The organism is Streptomyces sp. NPDC088730 (genome assembly GCF_044751215.1).
Lineage (GTDB): Bacteria > Actinomycetota > Actinomycetes > Streptomycetales > Streptomycetaceae > Streptomyces.
In genome coordinates, this window is sequence record NZ_JBIVLK010000002.1 from 487,448 (window position 1) to 506,849 (window position 19,402).

General features: G+C 72.0%; 17 protein-coding genes and 1 pseudogene. 8 read left to right on the forward strand and 10 right to left on the reverse strand.

Going from position 1 to position 19,402, the window contains the following annotated elements; translation table 11 throughout:
* Window positions 1–24: 24 nt before the first annotated feature.
* On the forward strand, window positions 25–1,131 hold the full coding sequence (locus ACIP89_RS08945; RefSeq protein WP_402113907.1) for an AI-2E family transporter: 1,107 nt from the start codon (window positions 25–27) through the stop codon (window positions 1,129–1,131).
* A 76-nt stretch (window positions 1,132–1,207) separates the two neighbouring features.
* Here the strand turns inward: ACIP89_RS08945 and ACIP89_RS08950 are convergent, their stop codons facing one another.
* Window positions 1,208–3,337, reverse strand: a complete 2,130-nt coding sequence (locus ACIP89_RS08950) for a SpoIIE family protein phosphatase (RefSeq protein ID WP_401924724.1) — start codon at window positions 3,335–3,337, stop codon at window positions 1,208–1,210.
* Between the two features lie 164 nt (window positions 3,338–3,501).
* On the opposite strand from ACIP89_RS08950, the gene aspS reads away from it, so the two are divergent.
* Complete coding sequence (gene aspS / locus ACIP89_RS08955) at window positions 3,502–5,319, forward strand: aspartate--tRNA ligase (RefSeq protein ID WP_401924721.1); 1,818 nt, start codon at window positions 3,502–3,504, stop codon at window positions 5,317–5,319.
* Window positions 5,320–5,590: 271 nt separating this feature from the next.
* Window positions 5,591–6,430 carry a L,D-transpeptidase family protein gene (locus tag ACIP89_RS08960; RefSeq protein ID WP_402113910.1) on the forward strand — a complete coding sequence of 280 codons (840 nt, stop codon included), beginning with the start codon at window positions 5,591–5,593 and terminating at the stop codon, window positions 6,428–6,430.
* A gap of 536 nt (window positions 6,431–6,966) precedes the next feature.
* Here the strand turns inward: ACIP89_RS08960 and ACIP89_RS08965 are convergent.
* Genes ACIP89_RS08965 through ACIP89_RS08980 form a run of 4 tightly spaced genes read right to left on the reverse strand, consistent with a single transcriptional unit; the run spans window position 6,967 to window position 10,913 of the window.
* Window positions 6,967–7,953 carry an ABC transporter substrate-binding protein gene (locus tag ACIP89_RS08965; RefSeq protein ID WP_402113912.1) on the reverse strand — a complete coding sequence of 329 codons (987 nt, stop codon included), beginning with the start codon at window positions 7,951–7,953 and terminating at the stop codon, window positions 6,967–6,969.
* A gap of 40 nt (window positions 7,954–7,993) precedes the next feature.
* Entirely contained in the window at window positions 7,994–8,839 is an 846-nt protein-coding gene (locus tag ACIP89_RS08970) for an ABC transporter ATP-binding protein (RefSeq protein WP_402113915.1), read from the reverse strand.
* Entirely contained in the window at window positions 8,836–9,906 is a 1,071-nt protein-coding gene (locus tag ACIP89_RS08975; protein ID WP_401922888.1) for a FecCD family ABC transporter permease, read from the reverse strand. The genes ACIP89_RS08970 and ACIP89_RS08975 overlap by 4 nt, the downstream gene beginning before the upstream one ends.
* The gene (locus ACIP89_RS08980; protein WP_401922890.1) at window positions 9,903–10,913 is read right to left on the reverse strand and encodes a FecCD family ABC transporter permease; all 1,011 of its coding nucleotides are present in this window, start codon (window positions 10,911–10,913) and stop codon (window positions 9,903–9,905) included. Before ACIP89_RS08980 ends, ACIP89_RS08975 begins: the two co-directional genes overlap by 4 nt.
* Before the next feature lie 481 nt (window positions 10,914–11,394).
* On the opposite strand from ACIP89_RS08980, the gene ACIP89_RS08985 reads away from it, so the two are divergent.
* The 4 genes and pseudogenes from ACIP89_RS08985 (at window position 11,395) to ACIP89_RS09000 (ending at window position 14,535) form a co-directional block, all read left to right on the forward strand.
* A complete protein-coding gene (locus ACIP89_RS08985; protein ID WP_402113917.1) occupies window positions 11,395–12,588 on the forward strand; it encodes an NAD(P)/FAD-dependent oxidoreductase in 1,194 nt (397 codons plus the stop codon).
* Window positions 12,585–13,502: an RNA polymerase sigma-70 factor gene (locus tag ACIP89_RS08990; protein WP_401922895.1), complete on the forward strand. Its 918-nt coding sequence runs from the start codon at window positions 12,585–12,587 to the stop codon at window positions 13,500–13,502. The genes ACIP89_RS08985 and ACIP89_RS08990 overlap by 4 nt, the downstream gene beginning before the upstream one ends.
* A gap of 105 nt (window positions 13,503–13,607) precedes the next feature.
* Window positions 13,608–13,760: pseudogene (locus ACIP89_RS08995) on the forward strand (helix-turn-helix domain-containing protein); the annotation flags it as partial.
* A gap of 136 nt (window positions 13,761–13,896) precedes the next feature.
* Entirely contained in the window at window positions 13,897–14,535 is a 639-nt protein-coding gene (locus ACIP89_RS09000) for an HAD family hydrolase (protein WP_401922898.1), read from the forward strand.
* Between the two features lie 273 nt (window positions 14,536–14,808).
* Here ACIP89_RS09000 and ACIP89_RS09005 read toward each other — a convergent pair whose 3' ends face one another.
* Complete coding sequence (locus tag ACIP89_RS09005) at window positions 14,809–15,033, reverse strand: hypothetical protein (protein WP_401922900.1); 225 nt, start codon at window positions 15,031–15,033, stop codon at window positions 14,809–14,811.
* A 161-nt stretch (window positions 15,034–15,194) separates the two neighbouring features.
* Here ACIP89_RS09005 and ACIP89_RS09010 point away from each other — a divergent pair, with 161 nt between their 5' ends.
* Window positions 15,195–15,578 carry a cold-shock protein gene (locus ACIP89_RS09010; protein WP_073732911.1) on the forward strand — a complete coding sequence of 128 codons (384 nt, stop codon included), beginning with the start codon at window positions 15,195–15,197 and terminating at the stop codon, window positions 15,576–15,578.
* Window positions 15,579–15,641: 63 nt separating this feature from the next.
* Here the strand turns inward: ACIP89_RS09010 and ACIP89_RS09015 are convergent, their stop codons facing one another.
* The 4 genes from ACIP89_RS09015 to ACIP89_RS09030 are packed head-to-tail and all read right to left on the reverse strand — an operon-like array spanning window position 15,642 to window position 19,204.
* Entirely contained in the window at window positions 15,642–16,499 is an 858-nt protein-coding gene (locus ACIP89_RS09015) for a 1,4-dihydroxy-6-naphthoate synthase (RefSeq protein WP_402113920.1), read from the reverse strand.
* A complete protein-coding gene (locus ACIP89_RS09020) occupies window positions 16,480–17,187 on the reverse strand; it encodes a futalosine hydrolase (RefSeq protein ID WP_402113921.1) in 708 nt (235 codons plus the stop codon). Before ACIP89_RS09020 ends, ACIP89_RS09015 begins: the two co-directional genes overlap by 20 nt.
* A 37-nt stretch (window positions 17,188–17,224) precedes the next feature.
* Window positions 17,225–17,707 carry a DUF2771 domain-containing protein gene (locus ACIP89_RS09025; RefSeq protein WP_401922908.1) on the reverse strand — a complete coding sequence of 161 codons (483 nt, stop codon included), beginning with the start codon at window positions 17,705–17,707 and terminating at the stop codon, window positions 17,225–17,227.
* 27 nt (window positions 17,708–17,734) lie between these two features.
* The gene (locus tag ACIP89_RS09030; protein WP_402113924.1) at window positions 17,735–19,204 is read right to left on the reverse strand and encodes an MFS transporter; all 1,470 of its coding nucleotides are present in this window, start codon (window positions 19,202–19,204) and stop codon (window positions 17,735–17,737) included.
* Between the last annotated feature and the right edge of the window lie 198 nt (window positions 19,205–19,402).

Below are 19,402 nucleotides of genomic sequence, written 5' to 3' on the forward strand. Positions count from 1 at the left end.
CGCGCGGCGTGATCGGGTGGGAGGGTGCAGAACCGGAAGCCCCTCCTGCCCATCGGTGCCCGGCGGCTGGCCGCCTGGTGCGGTGTCGTCCTGCTGGTCACCGGCGTCGCCGCGGTGGCCATCTGGCTCTGCGTCGCGCTCAAGACCGCCGTCACCCCCGTCCTGCTCGCGCTGCTCGGTACGGCGCTGCTCGGCCCGGTCCACCGCAGGATGACCGCGCACGGGGTGAACCGCTCGGTGGCGGCCGGATTCACCTGCGCCCTGCTCGTCGCGGTGGTCGGCGGCGCCGGCTACATCGTCGTCACCGCGCTCCTCGACACCGGTGACCAGATCGTCCAGTCGCTCAAGGACGCCGGTCAGTGGGTCGCGGACCACTTCGGGGTCGAGGGCAACACGAACGTGGACGACCTCGCCACCAACGCGAAGAAGCTCGTCGAGAAGTTCGGCGCGAGCGCCGCGGGCGGGCTGCTGACCGGCATCAGCCTGGTCGGTTCGCTCATCGCCACGAGCGTCCTCGCGCTCCTGCTGACCTTCTTCTTCCTGCGCGACTCCGACCGGGCCGCGCACCTCGCGCACTCCATCGCCCCGCGCGGCGCGGGCGACCTGGTCGAGGCGATGGGCCGGCGCGCGTTCGAGGCCGTCGAGGGCTTCATGCGCGGTACGACGTTCATCGCGCTCATCGACGCCGTCTGCATCACGGTCGGCCTGCTGATCCTGCGGGTGCCCGGTGCGGTGGGGCTGGGCGCGCTCGTGCTGGTCGGCGCCTACATCCCGTATCTGGGGGCGTTCATCTCGGGGGCCGTCGCGGTCCTGGTGGCGCTCGCGGACCGGGGCTTCGTGATCGCGCTCTGGGCGCTCGGGATCGTGCTCGCCGTGCAGGTGCTGGAGGGCCACATCCTCCAGCCGATGATCCAGAGCCGTACGGTCCAGATGCACCCCGCCACGATCATGATCGCGCTGACGGCGGGCGCGAGCGTGGCGGGCCTGCTGGGGATGCTGCTCGCGGTCCCGGTGTGCGCGGCGGCGTTCGGCGTCCTCGGCGAACTGCGCAACGGCCGACTGCCGCCGACAGACACCTCGGACGCCCCACCGCCCAGCCCGCCGGGCGCACCCAGCCCGTCCGGCGCTTGAGGACGGAACCCTCGCGCCGGAGTGCCCGAACGCGCGGGGGCGCCCACGCAGCCGCCCCCGCAACACCGGTCCCCGGCTACCGCTCCGGAAGCCGGACCGGCTCCGCCTCCGCCAACTCCACCGGCTCCGTCGATTCGTACAGCTCGAACCAGATCGACTTGCCCTCACCGCGCGGGTCCACCCCCCACGCGTCGGCGAGCATCTCCATCAGCACCAGTCCCCGCCCGCTGGACGCCATCTCGCCGGGCCGCCGCTTGTGCGGCAGCTCGTCGCTGCCGTCGGCCACCTCCACCCGCAGCCGCCGCTCCCCGTGCTCCCCGCTGGCCTGCGCCACCATCAGCGCGTCGCCGTCCGTGTGGACCAGCACGTTCGTGGCCATCTCGGAGATCATCAGCACGGCGGAATCGACCTGCTCCGGGTCCGCCCAGTCGTGCAGCATCTCGCGCACCTGCTGCCGGGCCGCCGCGATCCGCTCCGGTTCGGCCTGGGCGATGGTCATCGCGGTCCGCCGCGGCGGAGCCGTCCGGGTCGCCGGGCTCTCCCGGCGCAGCAGCAGCACCGCGACGTCGTCCTCGCGGCGGTCCGCGAGCGGGCCCGTCGTGTAGTGCGAGGCGGGCCCGTGCACCGCCTGCACCAGGGCGTCCGCGAGCTTCTCCAGATCGCTGGTGTGCCGTTCCAGGATCGGCCGCAGCCGGACCCAGCCGGTGGCCAGGTCGTGCCCGCCGGTCTCGATCAGCCCGTCCGTGCAGAGCATGATCGTTTCTCCTGGCTCCAGGGTGAACCGGGTCGTCGGGTAGTCCGTGTCCGCCTCGATGCCCAGCGGGAGCCCGCCCGCGGTCTGCCGGATGAACGCGGTCCCGTCGGGCGTCATCACCACGGGGTCGGGGTGCCCGGCGCGTGCGATGTCGAGGGTGCCGGTGGCCGGGTCCGCCTCGGCGTACAGGCAGGTCGCGAAGCGCGGTTCGGCGTGCTCCGCGTCCTCGTGCGCTTCGGTGAGCCCGGAGAGGAAGCGCGAGGCCCGCGAGAGCACCGCGTCCGGGCGGTGCCCCTCGGAGGCGTACGCGCGCAGGGCGATCCGCAACTGGCCCATCAGCCCGGCGGCCCGCACGTCATGGCCCTGGACGTCGCCGATGACGAGGGCGACCCGGCCGTTGGGCAGCGGGATCATGTCGTACCAGTCGCCGCCGACCTGGAGCCCGCCCCCGGTCGGCACGTACCGTGCGGCCACCGTCATCCCCGGGATGACGGCCCCCAGGGACGGCATCATCGTGCGCTGGAGCCCCTCGGACAGCTCCCGCTCGGTCTCGGCGATCCCGGCGCGGGCCAGCGCCTGCGCGAGCATCCTGGCCACCGTCGTCAGCACCGCCCGCTCGTCCGGCGAGAACGACACCGGGTGCCGGAAACCGGCCATCCAGGCGCCCATCGTGCGGCCCGCCACGATCAGCGGCAGAAAGGCCCAGGAACGGCGCCCGAACCGGCGGGCCAGCGGCCAGGTGGCCGGGTAGCGGTCGTAGTAGTCCTCCGGGCTCGGCAGATAGATCGCCCGCCCCGTCCGTACGACCTCGGCGGCCGGGTAGTCGGTCTCCAGCGGCATCTCGTCGAACGGCCCCTCGTCACCGGGGTGGTGACCGTGGTGCCCGACGATCGTCAGCCGCTCGCCCTCGACCCCGAAGACCGCCAGCCCTTCCGGCGAGAAACCCGGCATGGAGAGCGAGTAGGCGACACGCAGCACCTCCGCCGTGGACCGGGCCTCGGCCAGCGCCCGCCCCGCGTCCAGCAGGAACGCCTCCCGGGACCGGCGCCAGTCGCCGGTGATCCGGTTCTGCGCCCCCTCGGTGCCGGGCTGCGGCTCCGCCACCTCCTGGAGGGTGCCGAGCAGCACGTAGTCCGCGTCGCCGCTCTCCACGGGCGGCAGCGGCCGGGAACGGCTCCGTACGGTACGCATCACCCGCCCGTGGCCGTCCACGATCCGCAGCCGGGCCTCGGCCAGCGTGCCCTCGGCGACGGCCAGGTTGACCACCCCGTAGATCTCGTTCCAGTCGACGGGATGGAAACGGGAGCGCACCTCCGACTCACGGAAGACGCCCGATTCGAAGGGCAGCTCCAGCAGCCGGGCCGCCTCCGCGTCGAGCGTGACGGTCCCGGCGGCGTTGTCCCAGCGCCAGAGACCGGTCGCGGTCGCGGCCAGGACATCCTCGGTGCGCATTGCCCCACTTTAAGAAGATGTAGCCCCCAAACGCCACCGGCGGTCCCGGCGGCCACGCCCCCTGGCGCCCTTGCCGGGGACAATGGCAATGAAACGGCCGGGTCGCGGGCGGTAGCCTGGGGTGGCTGTATCTGCCCCCAACCGCGAAGACTGGATGAACGACGATGCATCGGTACAGGTCCCACACCTGCGGCGAGCTCCGCGCCTCTGACGTCGGCACCGACGTCCGGCTGAGCGGCTGGCTGCACAATCGCCGAGACCTGGGTGGCATCCTCTTCATCGATCTGCGCGACCACTACGGTCTGGTGCAGCTCGTCGCCCGCCCCGGTACCCCCGGCAACGACGCCCTGGCGAAGCTGACCAAGGAGACCGTCGTACGGATCGACGGCAAGGTCTCCGCCCGTGGCGCCGACAACGTGAACCCGGAGCTCCCGACCGGCGAGATCGAGATCGAGGTCACCGAGGTCGAGGTGCTGGGCGAGGCCGCCCCGCTGCCCTTCACGATCAACGCGGAGGACGGGGTCAACGAGGAGCGGCGTCTGGAGTACCGCTTCCTCGACCTGCGCCGCGAGCGCATGCACCGCAACATCATGCTGCGCTCCTCCGTGATCGCCTCGATCCGCTCGAAGATGGTGGCCCTCGGCTTCAACGAGATGGCGACCCCGATCCTCACCGCGACCTCTCCCGAGGGCGCCCGTGACTTCGTGGTCCCGTCCCGGCTGAACCCCGGCAAGTTCTACGCGCTGCCGCAGGCCCCGCAGCAGTTCAAGCAGCTGCTGATGATCTCAGGCTTCGACCGCTACTTCCAGATCGCGCCGTGCTTCCGCGACGAGGACGCCCGCGCCGACCGCTCGCCCGGCGAGTTCTACCAGCTCGACGTCGAGATGTCCTTCGTCGAGCAGGAGGACGTCTTCCGCCCGATCGAGAAGCTGATGACCGAGCTCTTCGAGGAGTTCGGCAACGGCCGCCACGTCACCTCGCCCTTCCCGCGCATCCCGTTCCGCGAGTCGATGCTGAAGTACGGCAACGACAAGCCGGACCTGCGCGCCAAGCTGGAGCTGGTGGACATCTCCGACGTCTTCGCGGACTCGGAGTTCAAGGCCTTCGCCGGCAAGCACGTCCGCGCGCTCCCGGTGCCGGACACCGCGGGCCAGTCCCGGAAGTTCTTCGACGGCCTCGGTGACTACGCCGTCGAGCACGGCGCCAAGGGCCTGGCCTGGGTCCGGGTCGGCGAGGACGGCAAGCTGGCGGGCCCGATCGCCAAGTTCCTCACCGAGGCGGACGTCAAGACGCTCACCGAGCGGCTCTCCCTCGTTCCCGGCCACGCCGTGTTCTTCGGCGCCGGTGAGTTCGACGAGGTCTCCAAGATCATGTCGGTCGTCCGCGTCGAGGCCGCCAAGCGCGCCGGCCACTTCGAGGACGGCGTCTTCCGGTTCTGCTGGATCGTCGACTTCCCGATGTACGAGAAGGACGAGGACACCGGGAAGATCGACTTCTCGCACAACCCCTTCTCGATGCCCCAGGGCGGACTGAAGGACCTGGAGGAGAAGGACCCGCTCTCCATCCTCGCCTGGCAGTACGACATCGTCTGCAACGGCATCGAGCTGTCCTCCGGCGCCATCCGCAACCACGAGCCCGAGCTGATGCTCAAGGCCTTCGAGATCGCCGGCTACGACCGCGAGACCGTCGAGCAGGAGTTCGCGGGCATGCTCCGCGCCTTCCGCCTCGGCGCCCCGCCGCACGGTGGCATCGCCCCGGGCGTCGACCGCATCGTGATGCTGCTGGCCGACGAGCCCAACATCCGCGAGACGATCGCCTTCCCGCTGAACGGCAACGCCCAGGACCTGATGATGGGCGCGCCCACGGTGCTGGAGGAGACGCGGCTGCGCGAGCTGAACATCCAGCTCCGCAAGCCGGTCGCGCCCGCGAAGGAGAAGGCCGAGGCCAAGGACTCGGTCGTCAGGGACACCGGCGCGAAGTAGCGTCAGCGGTTCCGCTTCGGTTCCACGTGAAACAGCCCCCGGCCGGTCGGCCGGGGGCTGTTTCACGTCCTGGTGGGGCCTGCTCACACCCGGGCTGCGGGCATACAAGTACACGAATCACCTGAACGGGTACAGCCGGATGGCCCCGGCGCCGGATTGGCCGGTCCCGGCTGCGGCAAAGACTGCCTGGGCCGACATCGGCACAGCGGACCCCCAGGCCGTGTCCGCCGAGCCCCTGCGGCTTCGCCACCGACTGCTGAGGAGCTCCTCCGTGTCCGTGCCCCGCTCGTGCGTGCCCCTGCGGCTGCCGTACGTCTTCTGCGCCGTCCTCGTCCTGCTGCTGACCGGGTGCGGATCGGGCGGTCTCTTCGGTACGGGGGGCAGCGCCGCCCTCAAGGGGGCCTCGGATGCCTCCGGTGTCCCCGGTCCGCCCGGGGCCGTCGTGTCGCCGCCCGCGACGGCCCCCGCGCCGTCCTCGGCCGCCGCCGCGCCGCCCAGACCGTCGCCGGCCCCGCCCCGTGAGATCCCCGGGCTCGGCCCGCGGACCAGGGCGGCGATCCCGGCCGGCACCCGCCAGGCGTTCGTCGTCACCGGTGAGTCCGTGGACTCCAACCGCTCCACCGCCGTGCTCTACACCCGCGACGGCCCCACCGCGGACTGGCGGGCGGCGATGGCGCCCTGGCCCGCCCACAACGCCCTGAACGGCTGGACGGGCGAGCACTGGGAGGGCGACCTCCGCTCACCCGTCGGCGTCTTCACCCTGACCGCGGCCGGCGGCCGGCTCGACCCCCCGGCCACGGCGTTCCCGTACGACCTGAGCCCGGACTTCAAGGTGGCGGGCGAGGGCTTCCACGGGGAGCCGCTGGAGGGGTCCTTCGACTACGTCATCGCCATCGACTACAACCGCCTCCCCGGCACCTCCCCCCTGGACCACACCCGCCCGCTCGGCCCGGAGCGCGGCGGCGGCATCTGGATCCACGTCGACCACGGCGGCCCCACCCAGGGCTGCGTCTCGGTCACGGAGGACCGGATGAGGGAGCTGCTCGGCCTGCTCGACCCGGCCAGGGAACCCGTCGTCGTGATGGGCGACGCGGCGTCGCTCCTGCGCTGACAGGCCCGGGGGCCTGTGGTCTGCGGTGTCGGCCGCCGCTGTCCGGGGTGCGGGGTTCCGTCCTCAATCGCCGGACGGGCTGGGTTGTGCGGGGTGCTCCGCCGCTGCGGGGTGCGCCTGGTCCGGTGGGTGGGGGGGGTGGTGCCCCTCCGGGGTGTCTCCTCGGAAATGGCGTGTTCACCCGGGTACGTGAGGGACCCGGGTCGTACGCCATTCCCTGCGGGGACCCCCCTGCACGTCCCCACCTGCATCAGTCGCGTCTGCAGACGCGGGACGGCCGGGTTCGGGGGCGTGCAGGGGCGTCCCCGCAGAAAAATGGCGTACTACCCGGCCCCCGCTACGTCTCCGGTTGCCACGCCAGTTTTTGAGGAGACGCCCCGGAGGGACCCCGAACCCCCACCCACCGGGCAGGCGCACCCCCGCGCAACGCGGAGCACCCGCACAAGCAAGCCCGTCCGGCGATTGAGGACGGAACCCCGCGCCCCGCAAACGGGCAAGCCAAGGGCCCCGCTGCCGCCCGCCCGAGGGCCCCGCTGTCAGCCCGTCATCTTCGTCTGGAACTCGTCGAGGATCTGGTCGGCCGCCGTGTAGCCGATGCCCGCGATCCACAGCCGGTCGTCGACCTTGAAGACCTTTCCGTCCTTGGAGGCCTTCAGGTTCTTCCACAGCCCGCTCTTCATCGTCCGGGTCGTGCCCGCCTTGTCCGGGTCGCCGTACGTCGAGGTGAAGACGGCGTCCGCGTCCGCGAGGTCGATCTTCTCGGGCGACACGTCGTACGAGAAGCCGTCCTTGGCCTTGTCCGTGATGGCGGGGCGGCCCATGCCGATGTCGGCGAGGATCGAGCCGATGTAGTTCTGCTTGCCGTAGATGCGGATGTCCGCGCCCTCGACGAAGCGTACGAAGTTGACGTCGGTGGCCGCCGCCTTCTTCTTGCCGCCGACCGCTTCCGTCACCTTCGCGACATGGGCGTCGTACGCGGCGATGACCTTCTCCGCCTCCGCCTGCTTGCCGAGCGCCTCCGCGTGGACCTTGAAGTTGTTCTTCCAGTCCGAGCCGGTGGACTCCGTCATCACGGTCGGGGCGATCGCGCTGAGCTGCTTGTAGCGGTCGCCGTCGCGGACCTTGCTGGTGAGGATCAGGTCCGGCTTCAGGGAGGCGACGGCCTCCATGTTGGGATTGGCGATCTCACCGACCTCCTTGATGCCCTTCGTCCTCGCCGCCGGCAGGTAGGCGGGGAAGCCGTCCTCGGTCGCCGAGTGCGTCCCGCCGACGGGCTCCACGCCGAGGGTGAGCGCGGAGTCCAGCTCTCCGGTGTCCAGGACCACGACGCGCTGGGGGTGCGCCGGGACCTTCACGTCGCCCATCGCCGTCTTGACGGTGTGCGTGCCGCCGCCCGCCGAAGAGGCGCCGTCGCCCTTGGCGCCGGAGTCGGAGTCGGAGGAGCCGCAGGCGGAGAGTGCGAGTGCGCCGGTCAGGGCGAGTGCGCCGAGGGTGAGGCCACGGCGGCGGACGGAGGTGGCCATGGATTGCCTTTCGTCGGGGGTGGGGTGCGGGAGTCCGGGTTCAGGACGCGTGCGCGGGCTGCCAGGGCGCTCCCGGCACGACGAGCGGCGAACCCGTCACCGGGTCCGGGACGATCACCGCGTCCAGGCCGAAGACCTCGCGGACGAGCTCGGCGGTGACGACGTCCTCGGGGCGGCCCTCCGCGACGATCCGGCCCGCCTTCATGGCGACCAGGTGGTCGGCGTACCGGGCGGCCTGGTTGAGGTCGTGGAGCACGGTCACCACGGTCCGGCCCCTGGTGCCGTCGGCGGCCGGGGCGGCGAGCCGGCGCACCAGGTCGAGGACCTCCACCTGATGGGCGATGTCGAGGTACGTGGTCGGTTCGTCGAGCAGCAGCAGATCGGTCTCCTGGGCGAGCGCCATCGCGATCCACACCCGCTGCCGCTGCCCGCCGGACAGTTCGTCCACCGAGCGGGAGCCGAGCGCGGTGATGTCGGTGCGCTCCATGGCGTCCGTCACCGCCCGCTCGTCCTCCTGCGACCACTGCTGCCACCAGTGCTGGTGGGGCTGGCGGCCGCGGGCGACCAGGTCGGAGACGGTGATCGCCTCGGGGGCCACCGGGGTCTGCGGGAGCAGCCCGATCGACTGGGCGATCTTCTTCGTGGGGATCTTCGACAGCTCGGTGCCGTCCAGCAGCACCGCCCCGCCGCGCGGCTTGAGGAGCCGGCCGAGCGCGCGCAGCGTCGTCGACTTGCCGCAGGCGTTCGGCCCGACGATGACCGTCACCCGGCCGTCGGGGACGGCGAGGTCCAGCTCGTGGACGACGGTGCGGTCCTCGTACGCGAGGGTCAGCCCGGCCACCGTCAGCCTGCTGGTCGCCGCGTCCTGCTTCCGGGTGGTGGTCATGCGTTGCCTCCCCTGCGGCCACCGTGACCGCGGATGATCAGCCAGATCAGGTACGGGGCGCCGACCGCCGCCGTCAGGACGCCCACCGGCAGTTCGGTGGGGGAGAAGAGCCTGCGGGCCAGCAGATCCGCGAAGACGACGATGACCGCGCCGAGCAACGCGGAGCAGAACAGCGGGATCTGGGCGGTCCTGGTCATCCGGCGGGCGATCTGCGGGGCGAGCAGGGCGACGAAGTCGACCGGCCCGGCCGTCCCCGTCGCCACCGACGCCAGGACCACGCCGAGCGCGACGAGTCCGAGCCGTACCCGGCCGAGGCGTACCCCGAGCGCGGTCGCCGTGTCGTCGTCCATGGTCACGGTGCGCTGCGCGCGGGCCGCCCACAGGACGGCGGGCAGCAGGATCAGCAGCGTCCAGCCGATGGGCGCTGCCTCGTCGTAGCCGCGGCCGTTGAGCGAGCCGGTCATCCAGATCTGCGCCTGCTGGGCGACGAGGTAGTCGCCCTTGGTCAGGAACAGGGTGGTGACCGAGCGCAGGGCGATGGCGAAGCCGATGCCGATGAGGACGAAGCGGGTGGCGTGCAGCCCGCCGCGCCAGGCGAAGGCGTAGACGAGCGCGGCGGCCGCGACCCCGCCGATCACCGACAGGTACGGCAGGACGGTGTACGAGGTGATGCCGAACGTCATCGCGCCGACCGTGAGCGCGCTCGCGCCCTGGCTGATGCCGATGATGTCCGGGCTCGCGAGGGGGTTGCGGGCGACGGTCTGGATCAGTGCGCCGGCGATCCCGAAGGCGAGGCCGACGAGCAGCCCGACGACCATGCGGGGCAGCCGCAGGGTGCCGACGACGAGTTCGTCGGCGGACGGCCTGCCCAGGACCACCTTCAGGACCTCGCCGGGCGCGACGAAGCTCTCGCCGACGCAGAGGTACGCGACGCAGACGACGGCCAGCAGGACGACGAGCGAGGCGGCGACGAGCGCGGCCCGGCGGTGCAGCAGGAACCGTCCGCGCGCCCCGACCTTGAGGACGCTGTACCCGGCAGGCCGCACGGCGGCGGTGGTGGCGCTCATGCGGGCACCGCCTTCCGGCGCACCAGGGTGACCAGGAAGGGCACCCCGATGAGCGCCGTCATGACCCCGGCCGGGACCTCGCTCGGCGGGAAGACGATCCGGCCGATCACATCGGAGACGAGCAGCATCACGGGTCCGATCAGGGCGGCCATCGGGAGCACCCAGCGGTGGTCGCTGCCGACGATCGCGCGGGCGATGTGCGGGACGGCGAGGCCGATGAACGCGATCGGCCCGGCCGCCGCGACGCCGACTCCGGTGAGCACGGTGGCGCCGATGCCGCCGACGATCCGTACGGTCGCGATCTTCTGCCCGAGCCCCTTCGCCATGTCCTCGCCGAGCGCGAGCGCGTCGAGCCCGCGGGCGACGGAGAGCACGAGGACCGTGCCGACCAGCAGGAACGGCCAGATCTGCTGGGCGATCTGGGCCTCGCGGCCGGCGATCGAACCGACCTGCCAGAACCGGAACTCGTCCAGCGCGGACGCCTTGGTCGTCAGTACGGCCATGGTCACGGAGACCAGCAGCGCGTTGATCGCGGCGCCGCCGAGCGCGAGTTTCACCGGGGTGGCGCCGCCGCGTCCGCTGGAGGCGATGGCGTACACCGCGACGGAGGCGATCGCCGCCCCGGCGAAGGCGAACCAGACGTACCCGGTGAGGGTGTGGATGCCCGCGTACGCGATGGCCAGCACCACCCCGACCGAGGCGCCCTGGCTGATGCCGAGGATGCCGGGGTCGGCGATGGGGTTGCGGGTGATGCCCTGGAGCACCGTGCCGGCGAGGGCGAGGGCGGCGCCGACCATCAGCCCGATCAGGGTGCGGGGCACCCGCATGTTCCGGATTACCTCGGCGGCGTCGGAGTGCCCGCCGTGCAGCAGGGCGTCCAGGACGGCGGACGGGGCGATGGAGCGTGCCCCCACGGCGAGGCTGAGCAGTACGGCGAACAGCAGCGCCAGGACGGCCGCCGCCGTCATGAGAGCGCGTCTGGAGCGGCGTGGTGCGGCGGCTGGCATCGGACCCAATCGAAAAGCGAAGCAAAGTAAGGCTTGGCTAAGTCTAAGTGGTCGGCTCCGGAAGTCCTTCGGGGGTTGCCGTCGGAGCTGGTCGTGGGCGCCGCCGTTCAGGGATCGAGGTGATGGCGATCGGCGATGTGGGTGCGGTTCGTCCTGAGTGAAGCTCGCGATCAAGCGGTGTGGGTGTAGTTCTGCTGGTCGGGGGCTGGTGTAGAGGCGGTCGTGCTCGCGGGCGGTGGGGAAGCCGCACGCCCTGCCGCTGACCTGCGGCTCCTGATGGCTCGTCAGTTCCCGCGCGGAGCCAGTTCGATCATGGTTGAATGCTGCGTCGCGGCGCTCGGGGGGCTCATGCCGTGCATTTGTTCTCTCTTCGCAATGTGACGCAGGCCACTCCGGCCTCATGTCACGAACGGGAGTTCAGCTTGCGTCTGGTGGTCGTTCGCACGGCGGGAACGACCGACACGAAAGAGGCAGCAGAGCGATGAACGCGACAGCAGCGCAGCAGCACGAGGTCCTGGTCCTGGGCGCCGGTTACGCCGGGCTCTCGGCGGCGATCCAGCTTGCGGCCCGCACCAGGAAGCGCGGGAACCTGCGCGTGACGCTGGTCAACCCGTACGACACCTTCACCGAGCGGCTCCGACTGCACATGACCGCCACCGGTCAGGAGACCGCCGAGATGAACATCCCGGACCTGCTGGACGGGACCGGGGCCGGCTTCGTCCGCGGCTGGGTCACCGCCGTGGACGCCGAGGCGAAGACCGTCCGGATCGACGACGACCAAGTCCTGCGCTACGACACCTTGGTCTACGGCCTGGGCAGCATCGCGGACACCGCCGCCGTCCCCGGCGTGGACGACCACGCCTACACCCTCGACAGCCCGCAGGACGCCGCCCTCCTCGCCGACCAGCTGACCCGGCTCGACGGCGGGACCGTCGTGGTCGGCGGCAGCGGCCTCACCGGCGTCGAGGCCGCCGCGGAGATAGCCGAGCGGCTCCCGGAGCTCCAGGTGGTGCTCCTCGGCCGGCAGGAGCCGGGCGCGGGCATGCACCCGAAGGCCAAGGCACACCTGGACGCGGCGCTCGCCCGGCTCGGCGTGCAGGTACGCAGCGGCGTCGAGGTGGTCAAGGTGCTGCCGGACAGCGTCGAGCTCGCCGACGGCACCGGCATCCCGGCGGCCGCGGTGCTGTGGACCAGCGGCACCCGTGTCTCGCCGCTGGCCACGGCCGCCGGCCTGACGGTCGACGAGCGCGGCCGGGTGGTCACCGACAGCGCGCTGCGCTCGGTCTCCCACCCGGACGTCTACGCCGTGGGCGACGCGGCGGCGATCCGTCAGGGCTACGGCGTGATGCACGGGACCTGCCAGGGCGGCATGCCCACCGGCGTTCAAGCGGCTCTCTCGATCCTGCGGGTGCTGGCCGGCAAGGAGCCCAAGCCCTTCCGCTTCGGCTACTACCACACACCCGTCAGCCTGGGCCGCAACGACGCCGTCGTGCAGTTCACCCGCCCCGACGACAGCCCCCGCCGGATCGTGCTGACCGGCAAGCGGGCCGCGAAGTACAAGGAGACGGTCACCGCGGCGCCGTGGGCGACCTTCGCCCGTATGAAGAAGATGCCCGCCTCGGGCGCCCTCTGGCCGCACGGCGGCCGCTACACCCGGATCAGGAGCGCCAAGTGACCCAGCCGCAGCAGACCAGCCCCGACCAGCTCGCCTTCCAGCAGTACCGCACCCTGCTCTTCTCCGTCGCCTACCGCATCCTCGGCTCCGCCGCCGACGCAGAGGACGCGGTCCAGGACGCCTGGCTCAAGTGGTCGGCGGCCGACCGTTCCCAGGTCGCCGACCCCAAGGCCTATCTGACCCGGATCGTCTCCAACCTGGCGATGGAGCGGCTCCGTTCGACCCGCCACCAGCGCGAGACCTACGTCGGGCCCTGGCTGCCCGAGCCGATCCTCACCGGCCCGGACACCGCCGACGGCGTCGCCACGGCGGACTCGGTCTCCACGGCCCTGCTGGTCGTCCTGGAGACGCTGAGCCCTCTGGAGCGCGCGGTCTTCGTGCTGAAGGAGGTCTTCGCCTTCAGCTACGCGGAGATCGCCGACGCTGTGGAGCGCTCGGAGCCGGCGGTCCGGCAGGCCGCGCACCGCGCCCGCGAGCACGTCCAGGCCCGCCGGCCCCGTTTCACCGCGGACCGTGCCCGCCAGCGCGACGTCACCGAGCGGTTCTTCGCAGCGGCGACGGGCGGCGACATCAACACCCTCATGGAGCTGCTCTCCCCCGACGTGACGCTGTGGACCGACGGCGGCGGCAAGGTACGCCAGGCCCTCAAGCCGGTCGTCGGCCTGGAAACCGTGGCCGGTTGGTTCGCCGCGCTCGGCACCGTGACCTACCAGGGCATCGAGCCCGGGCAGATGCGGGCGGAGCTCACCTCGATCAACGGCGGCCCCGGCGTGGTCTTCCGCGGCCCGGACCGCGTGATCGCCACGCTGACCTTCGACTTCGACCCGGAAGGCCGCATCTCGACCATCCACAACGTGGCCAACCCCGACAAGCTCCACGCCGTCGCCGACGGCACGCGGCACCCTCTCTCCTGAGCCACCCGATCGATAGTCACGCCCGCCGCAATCCCCGTGAGGGCCGCCGAGCGGCTCCGGTTGAAGAAGGCGGCCGGGGGCCACAAGACCGAACACCGGGCCAGGGTGCGAGCGCGGATCGTGCTCCGGGCGGCCCGGGGCAGGTCCAACGCGCGTATCGCCGTTGAGGTGGGAGTGCACGTGGACACCGTGCGCACTTGGCGGAGCCGGTTCGCCGACCTCGGCCCGCCGGGACTGGACGACCGCAAGCGCCCGGGGCGGCCCGCCGCCTTCACCGCGTTCCAGGCTGCGCAGGTCCATTGCGGCCTTGCCGCGGTGGGAGGAGCCGTTGTCGACCCTCCTGGCTCCGGGCGGCGGCCCGGGGGTGTACCGGGTCCCCCGTCCGCTCGGCACAATGGAGGCCATGGCATCGCACGCGCTGATGGTCGGCTTCGACCTGGACATGACGCTCATCGACTCACGGCCCGGCATCAAGGCCTGCTACCTGGCTCTTTCCGCCGAGACGGGGGCGGTGATCGACGCCGATCTCGTGGTCAGCCGGCTGGGACCTCCGCTGGAGGACGAGTTGGTCAACTGGTTCCCGGCGGCTGAGGTGCCCGCCATGGTCCACCGCTACCGTGAGATGTATCCCACATACGCGATCGCCCCGTCACCCGCCATGCCCGGCGCGTGCGAGTCGGTCGAGGCGATCCGCGCACTGGGCGGCCGCACGATGGTCGTCACCGCCAAGTACGAGCCGAGCGCCAAGCTGCACCTGACCCACGTGGGGATCGAGCCCGACGTGCTGACCGGCGGCCTGTGGGCGGAGGCGAAGGCGGAGGCCCTGCGCGAGCACGGGGCGGGCGTCTACGTGGGCGACCACACGGGCGACGTACGCGGCGCACGCGCCGCGGGCGCCCTGTCGGTGGGCGTGACGACGGGCCCGTGCACCGCGGACGAGCTCCGCTCGGCCGGCGCGGACGTGGTCCTGTCCTCCCTGACGGAGTTCCCGGCCTGGCTGACCGCGTACGCGGCGAACGGGTACGCGGCGTAGGAGGCCCTGCCGCCGCGGTGCCCCGGCACCCACCACGCCGTGGCTGCAAGCGGTGAACTCCGCCTCGAATGCACTGGCGGTCTCGGCGGTCTTGTCAGGAAGGCTTCATCTGTACCGGGGGATTCGTTGCAGGTGTCACGCATTTCAGGACAGATGTGCGCCGCCCCGGGAGCGCAGCGCTGCGACCGGGACGTCGTCCGGTACCGAAAGCGGCCCCGCTCCCTCCACGAGCCCCCGCACGACGGGCCGGGCAAGCGCCCCGCGCTCGTCGCCCTACCGCTGCGGAGCGCCCGCCCGCGCCGAGCGGACGACGCCCGCCGCGGCGACCAGGAATCCGACGCCCATCAGCATGCACACCGCGTACGCGATGGGCGGGAACGGCTCGGTGCCGAGGAACAGCGGGGCCATCGTGACCAGTGTGGCCAGCGCGCCGATGAAGAAGATGATCGCGCCGAGCCGGACCAGCAGGTCGCCCGCGCCAGAAGGGGAAGTACTCACACGGTCAGAGTAGTTCTTTCAGGACACCAGTCCGGATGACCTGCCTTGACGAGGGGTACTTCATCTGTGGAGGCTGCTGCCAGCAGGGGGAGCGCGATCACTGGACGGCCTGGCCTGCTGAGGCTCTGTTCCGGCATACGGGTTGAGATGGGGTGCGTGCTTTGCCGACTGGCAAGGTCAAGTGGTTCAACAGCGAGAAGGGCTTCGGCTTCCTCTCCCGCGACGACGGCAGTGACGTCTTCGTGCACTCGTCGGTGCTCCCCACCGGAGTCGACGCACTCAAGCCCGGCCAGCGCGTCGAATTCGGCGTGGTCGCCGGGCAGCGCGGTGACCAGGCGCTTTCCGTGGCCATCCTCGACCCGACCCCGTCCGTCGCGGCCGCCCAGCGCCGCAAGCCGGACGAGCTGGCGTCGATCGTGCAGGACCTGACGACCGTGCTGGAGAACATCACGCCGATGCTGGAGCGCGGCCGCTACCCCGACAAGGCGGCCGGAGCGAAGATCGCCGGCCTGCTGCGGGCGGTCGCGGACCAGCTCGACGTGTGACGTACGGGCCCCTGGCGCGGGACTCTGGCTCAGGACTCGACGGGGGACGTGCGGGACCCCGGCTCAGGGATACGACAGCGCGTCCGGTCCGAGGGGCGGTACCAGCCCCTCGGCCGCGGCGCGGGTCAGCAGGCCGCGGATCGCCGCGTAGCCGTCCTCGCCGAGGTCCGCGGTGAACTCGTTCACGTACAGGCCGATGTGCTGGTCGGCGACGGCCGGGTCCATCTCCTGGGCGTGTTCCTGGACGTACGGGCGGGAGGCCTGCGGGTCGTCCCACGCCATCCGCACCGACGCGCGCACCGACTCCGCGAGCAGCTTCAGCGTCTCCGCGCCCAGGGAGCGCTTCGCGATGATCGCGCCGAGCGGGATCGGCAGCCCGGTCGTGTCCTCCCAGTGGCGGCCCATGTCGGCCAGGTTGTGCAGACCGTAGTTCTGGTACGTGAAGCGCGCCTCGTGGATGACGAGACCGGCGTCGACCTTGCCGTCCCGTACCGCCGGCATGATCTCGTCGAACGGCATGACGACGATCTCGCCCACGCCGCCCGGCACCGCCTCCGCCGCCCAGAGCCGGAACAGCAGGTACGCGGTGGAGCGCTCGCTCGGCACGGCGACGGTCCTGCCCGTCAGGTCCGTGCCCGGCTCGCGCGTCAGGACGAGCGGCCCGCAGCCCCGTCCCAGCGCGCCGCCGCACGGCAGCAGCGCGTACTCATCGAGGACCCAGGGCAGCACCGCGTACGAGACCTTCAGTACGTCCAGCTCGCCGCGCTCCGCCATGCCGTTGGTGATGTCGATGTCCGCGAAGGTGACATCGAGGGCGGGCGCGTCCGGGACCCGGCCGTGTGCCCAGGCGTCGAAGACGAACGTGTCGTTCGGGCACGGCGAGAAGGCGATGCGCAGCGGGTCATGAGTGGTCGCGGTCATGTGGGGTCGTCCAGCCTTCCAGTACGGGTATGAGCTTGCCGAACGCGTCGGTGAGCGCGGTCAGCGCGTCCCCGATGCGCCAGGCGTCACGGTCGCGGGGGCCGACGGCGTTCGAGACGGCTCTGATCTCCAGGACGGGCAGGTCGAGCCGGTCCGCCGCCTCCGCGACCCCGAAGCCCTCCATGGCCTCCGCGACGGTGCCGGGGTGCGCGGCGAGGAGGGCGGCGGCGCGCTCCGCGCTGCCGGTCACGGTGGAGACGGTGAGGACGTCGCCGGTCACCGCGTGGGTCGCGGCGGCCACCGCGCGGACCAGCGAGCGGGGCGGGAAGTGCCAGACCCGGCCGAAGCCGAGATCGGTGACGGGCACGAAGCCCGCGGGGGTCTCGGCACCCAGGTCCGCCGCTCCGATGCGGCCGGCCACGACGAGCGAGCCGACCGGGGCGACGCCGGTGAAGCCGCCGCCGATGCCCGCCGAGATCACCAGGTCATAGCGGTCGGAGGCCAGGGCGAACGCGGTGGAGGCCGCCGAGGCGGCCGGTCCCGCGCCGCCCGCGAGCACGTCGAAGGGGCCCGCGCGGTGGATCTCCGCGCCCGGCACCCGGCGCACCGACACCTCGGAGCCGTCCCCGAACGCACGCGTGACCGCGTCCCGTTCCACCGGGACTGCGGTCACGACGAGCACGCGCACGGGATGGGCCTCCGGGGAAGCGACAGGAGGGGGTGGGTCAGCTGGTCTTCTTGAGCTCGAAGTGCCAGATGCCCAGCAGCTCCTTGCCCTTGGTCTCCACGATGCTGATCTGCGTCTTGTCCGCGGTGGCCTCGCCGGTCTGGCTGGCGAAGAAGGCGCTGCCGGGGATGGAGCGGTAGGTCTTCTTGTACGGCTCCTGCTCGGCCTGCTGGCCGTTGATGAAGAGCGTCCAGCCGTTGTCCGAGACCGACGGGTCCACGCCGAAGTGGACCTTGTCGTCCATGGCGACCTTGACGGTCTTGTCGGCCTTCTTGTTGAGGCAGCCCTTGATGTCGGCTTCCTTGAGGGCCTTGCCGTCGTTGTAGCAGGACGCCTCGGTGTTCACCGAGTTGTCGCCGACCGTCACGGTGGCGAGTGGCGTCGGCTTGTCGCAGGCGGAGAGGACAAGGAGTCCCGCGGACACGGCACCAAGAGCGACGCCGATTCGACGGCCCTTACCGGAGAAGAACGCAACGGTCATGGGCCGAAGGCTATCGGTCGCTCCGGCTCATGCCACGCGGGGGTGCGGCGAGCCGCGCCGCGCGGCTCCCAGCAGCCCCCGTACGGAGGCCGCCGCGCCGAGCGCGAGGACGCCCGCGGCGACCGCCATGCCCAGTACGCCGTTGAGGGGGAGCGAGATCCCGATCGCGCCGCCCACCACCCACGCCATCTGGAGCAGCGTCTCGGAGCGGGCGAAGGCCGAGGTGCGCACCTCCTCCGGCACGTCGCGCTGGATCATCGCGTCCAGCGACAGCTTCGACAGGGCCTGGGTGAAGCCCGCCATGGCCGCGAGCGCGGCGACCATCACCGTGCTGAAGAAGGCCGCGGCCAGTACGGCGACGCCCAGCGCCAGGCCCAGCACGGAGGCGATGATGATCTCCGGGCCGCGGGCCCTGAGCCAGGAGCCGACCGCAGTGCCCAGCGCGTTGCCCGCCCCGGCCGCCACGCCGACGATGCCGAGCGAGATCGCGGCGCTCTGCCCGGAGAGCGGCTGCTCGCGCAGCAGGAACGCCAGGAAGAAGATCAGGAAGCCGGAGAGCGCGCGGTGCGCGGCGTTCGCCTGGAGCCCGTGCAGGACGGACGGGCCGACCGAACGCAGCCCCGGCCGCTTCTCGCCGTTCCTCGCCCACCTGCGCCTCTTCGCGGCCCCGGGCGTGGCGTCCTTACGGAGCGGCTCCTTGGCGTCCTTCCGCAGCGGTTCCCTGCGGAGCGGCTCCGGCCGGACGGCGCCCTCCTCGTGCGGGTGCACCAGACGCGCCTTGCGTTCACCCTTGGCCGAGTCCACCTTGGGCGGCAGGGTGAAGGCGAGGACGGCGCCGCCGACGAAGATCGCGGAGGCGCCGTAGAGCGGCCACGGCGGGCCGATCGTCTGGAGCCCCGCCCCGACCGGGGCGGCCGCGCCCGTCGCGAGGAGACCCGCGAGGGTCACCCGCGAGTTCGCCTTCACCAGCGAGAAGCGCGGTGGCAGCAGGCGCGGGACGACGGCGCTGCGCACGACCCCGTACGCCTTCGAGCAGACCAGCACGCCCAGGGCCGCCGGATACAGCTCCAGGCCGCCGGTGGCGACCGCGCCCGACATGGTGAGCGCCAGCAGCGCACGGGCCAGCATGGAGCCCGCCATCGCCGCGCGGCGGCCGTGCGGCAGACGGTCCAGGAGCGGGCCGATGACCGGGGCGAGGACGATGAACGGCGCCATGGTGACGGCGAGGTACAGCGCGACCCGGCCGCGGGCCTGGTCCGTCGGTACGGAGAAGAACACCGTGGACGCCAGTGCGACGGTGATCATCACGTCACCCGCGCCGTTCACCGCGTGCAGCTCGATCAGCTTGCCGAGACCGGATTCCCCCGCCCCGTGGGCGTGTGTGGCCTTCCGGATGCCCCGGGCGGTCCCGGTGAACGGGGAGCGCAGGGCATGACCGATCGTCCGGCCCGTCCTGCGGAGCGGGCCGGGTCCGTCGTGCGACCTGGCAGAAGCCACTTGGTCATAGTGCCCCAGGACCAGTCATCACGAACCGGGACAGGCACGGGGCGCGGCGCGCGACGCCCCGTCGGGTCAGTGACGGGGCAGGTCGCAGCGGGTGCGGGCCCGGCGGATACGGATGGCCGGACAGTGCCCTTTACACGGGACACGGCACCGGATACGGCGTCGTTTGGGTCGGGCAGGTGGGCGGGAAGC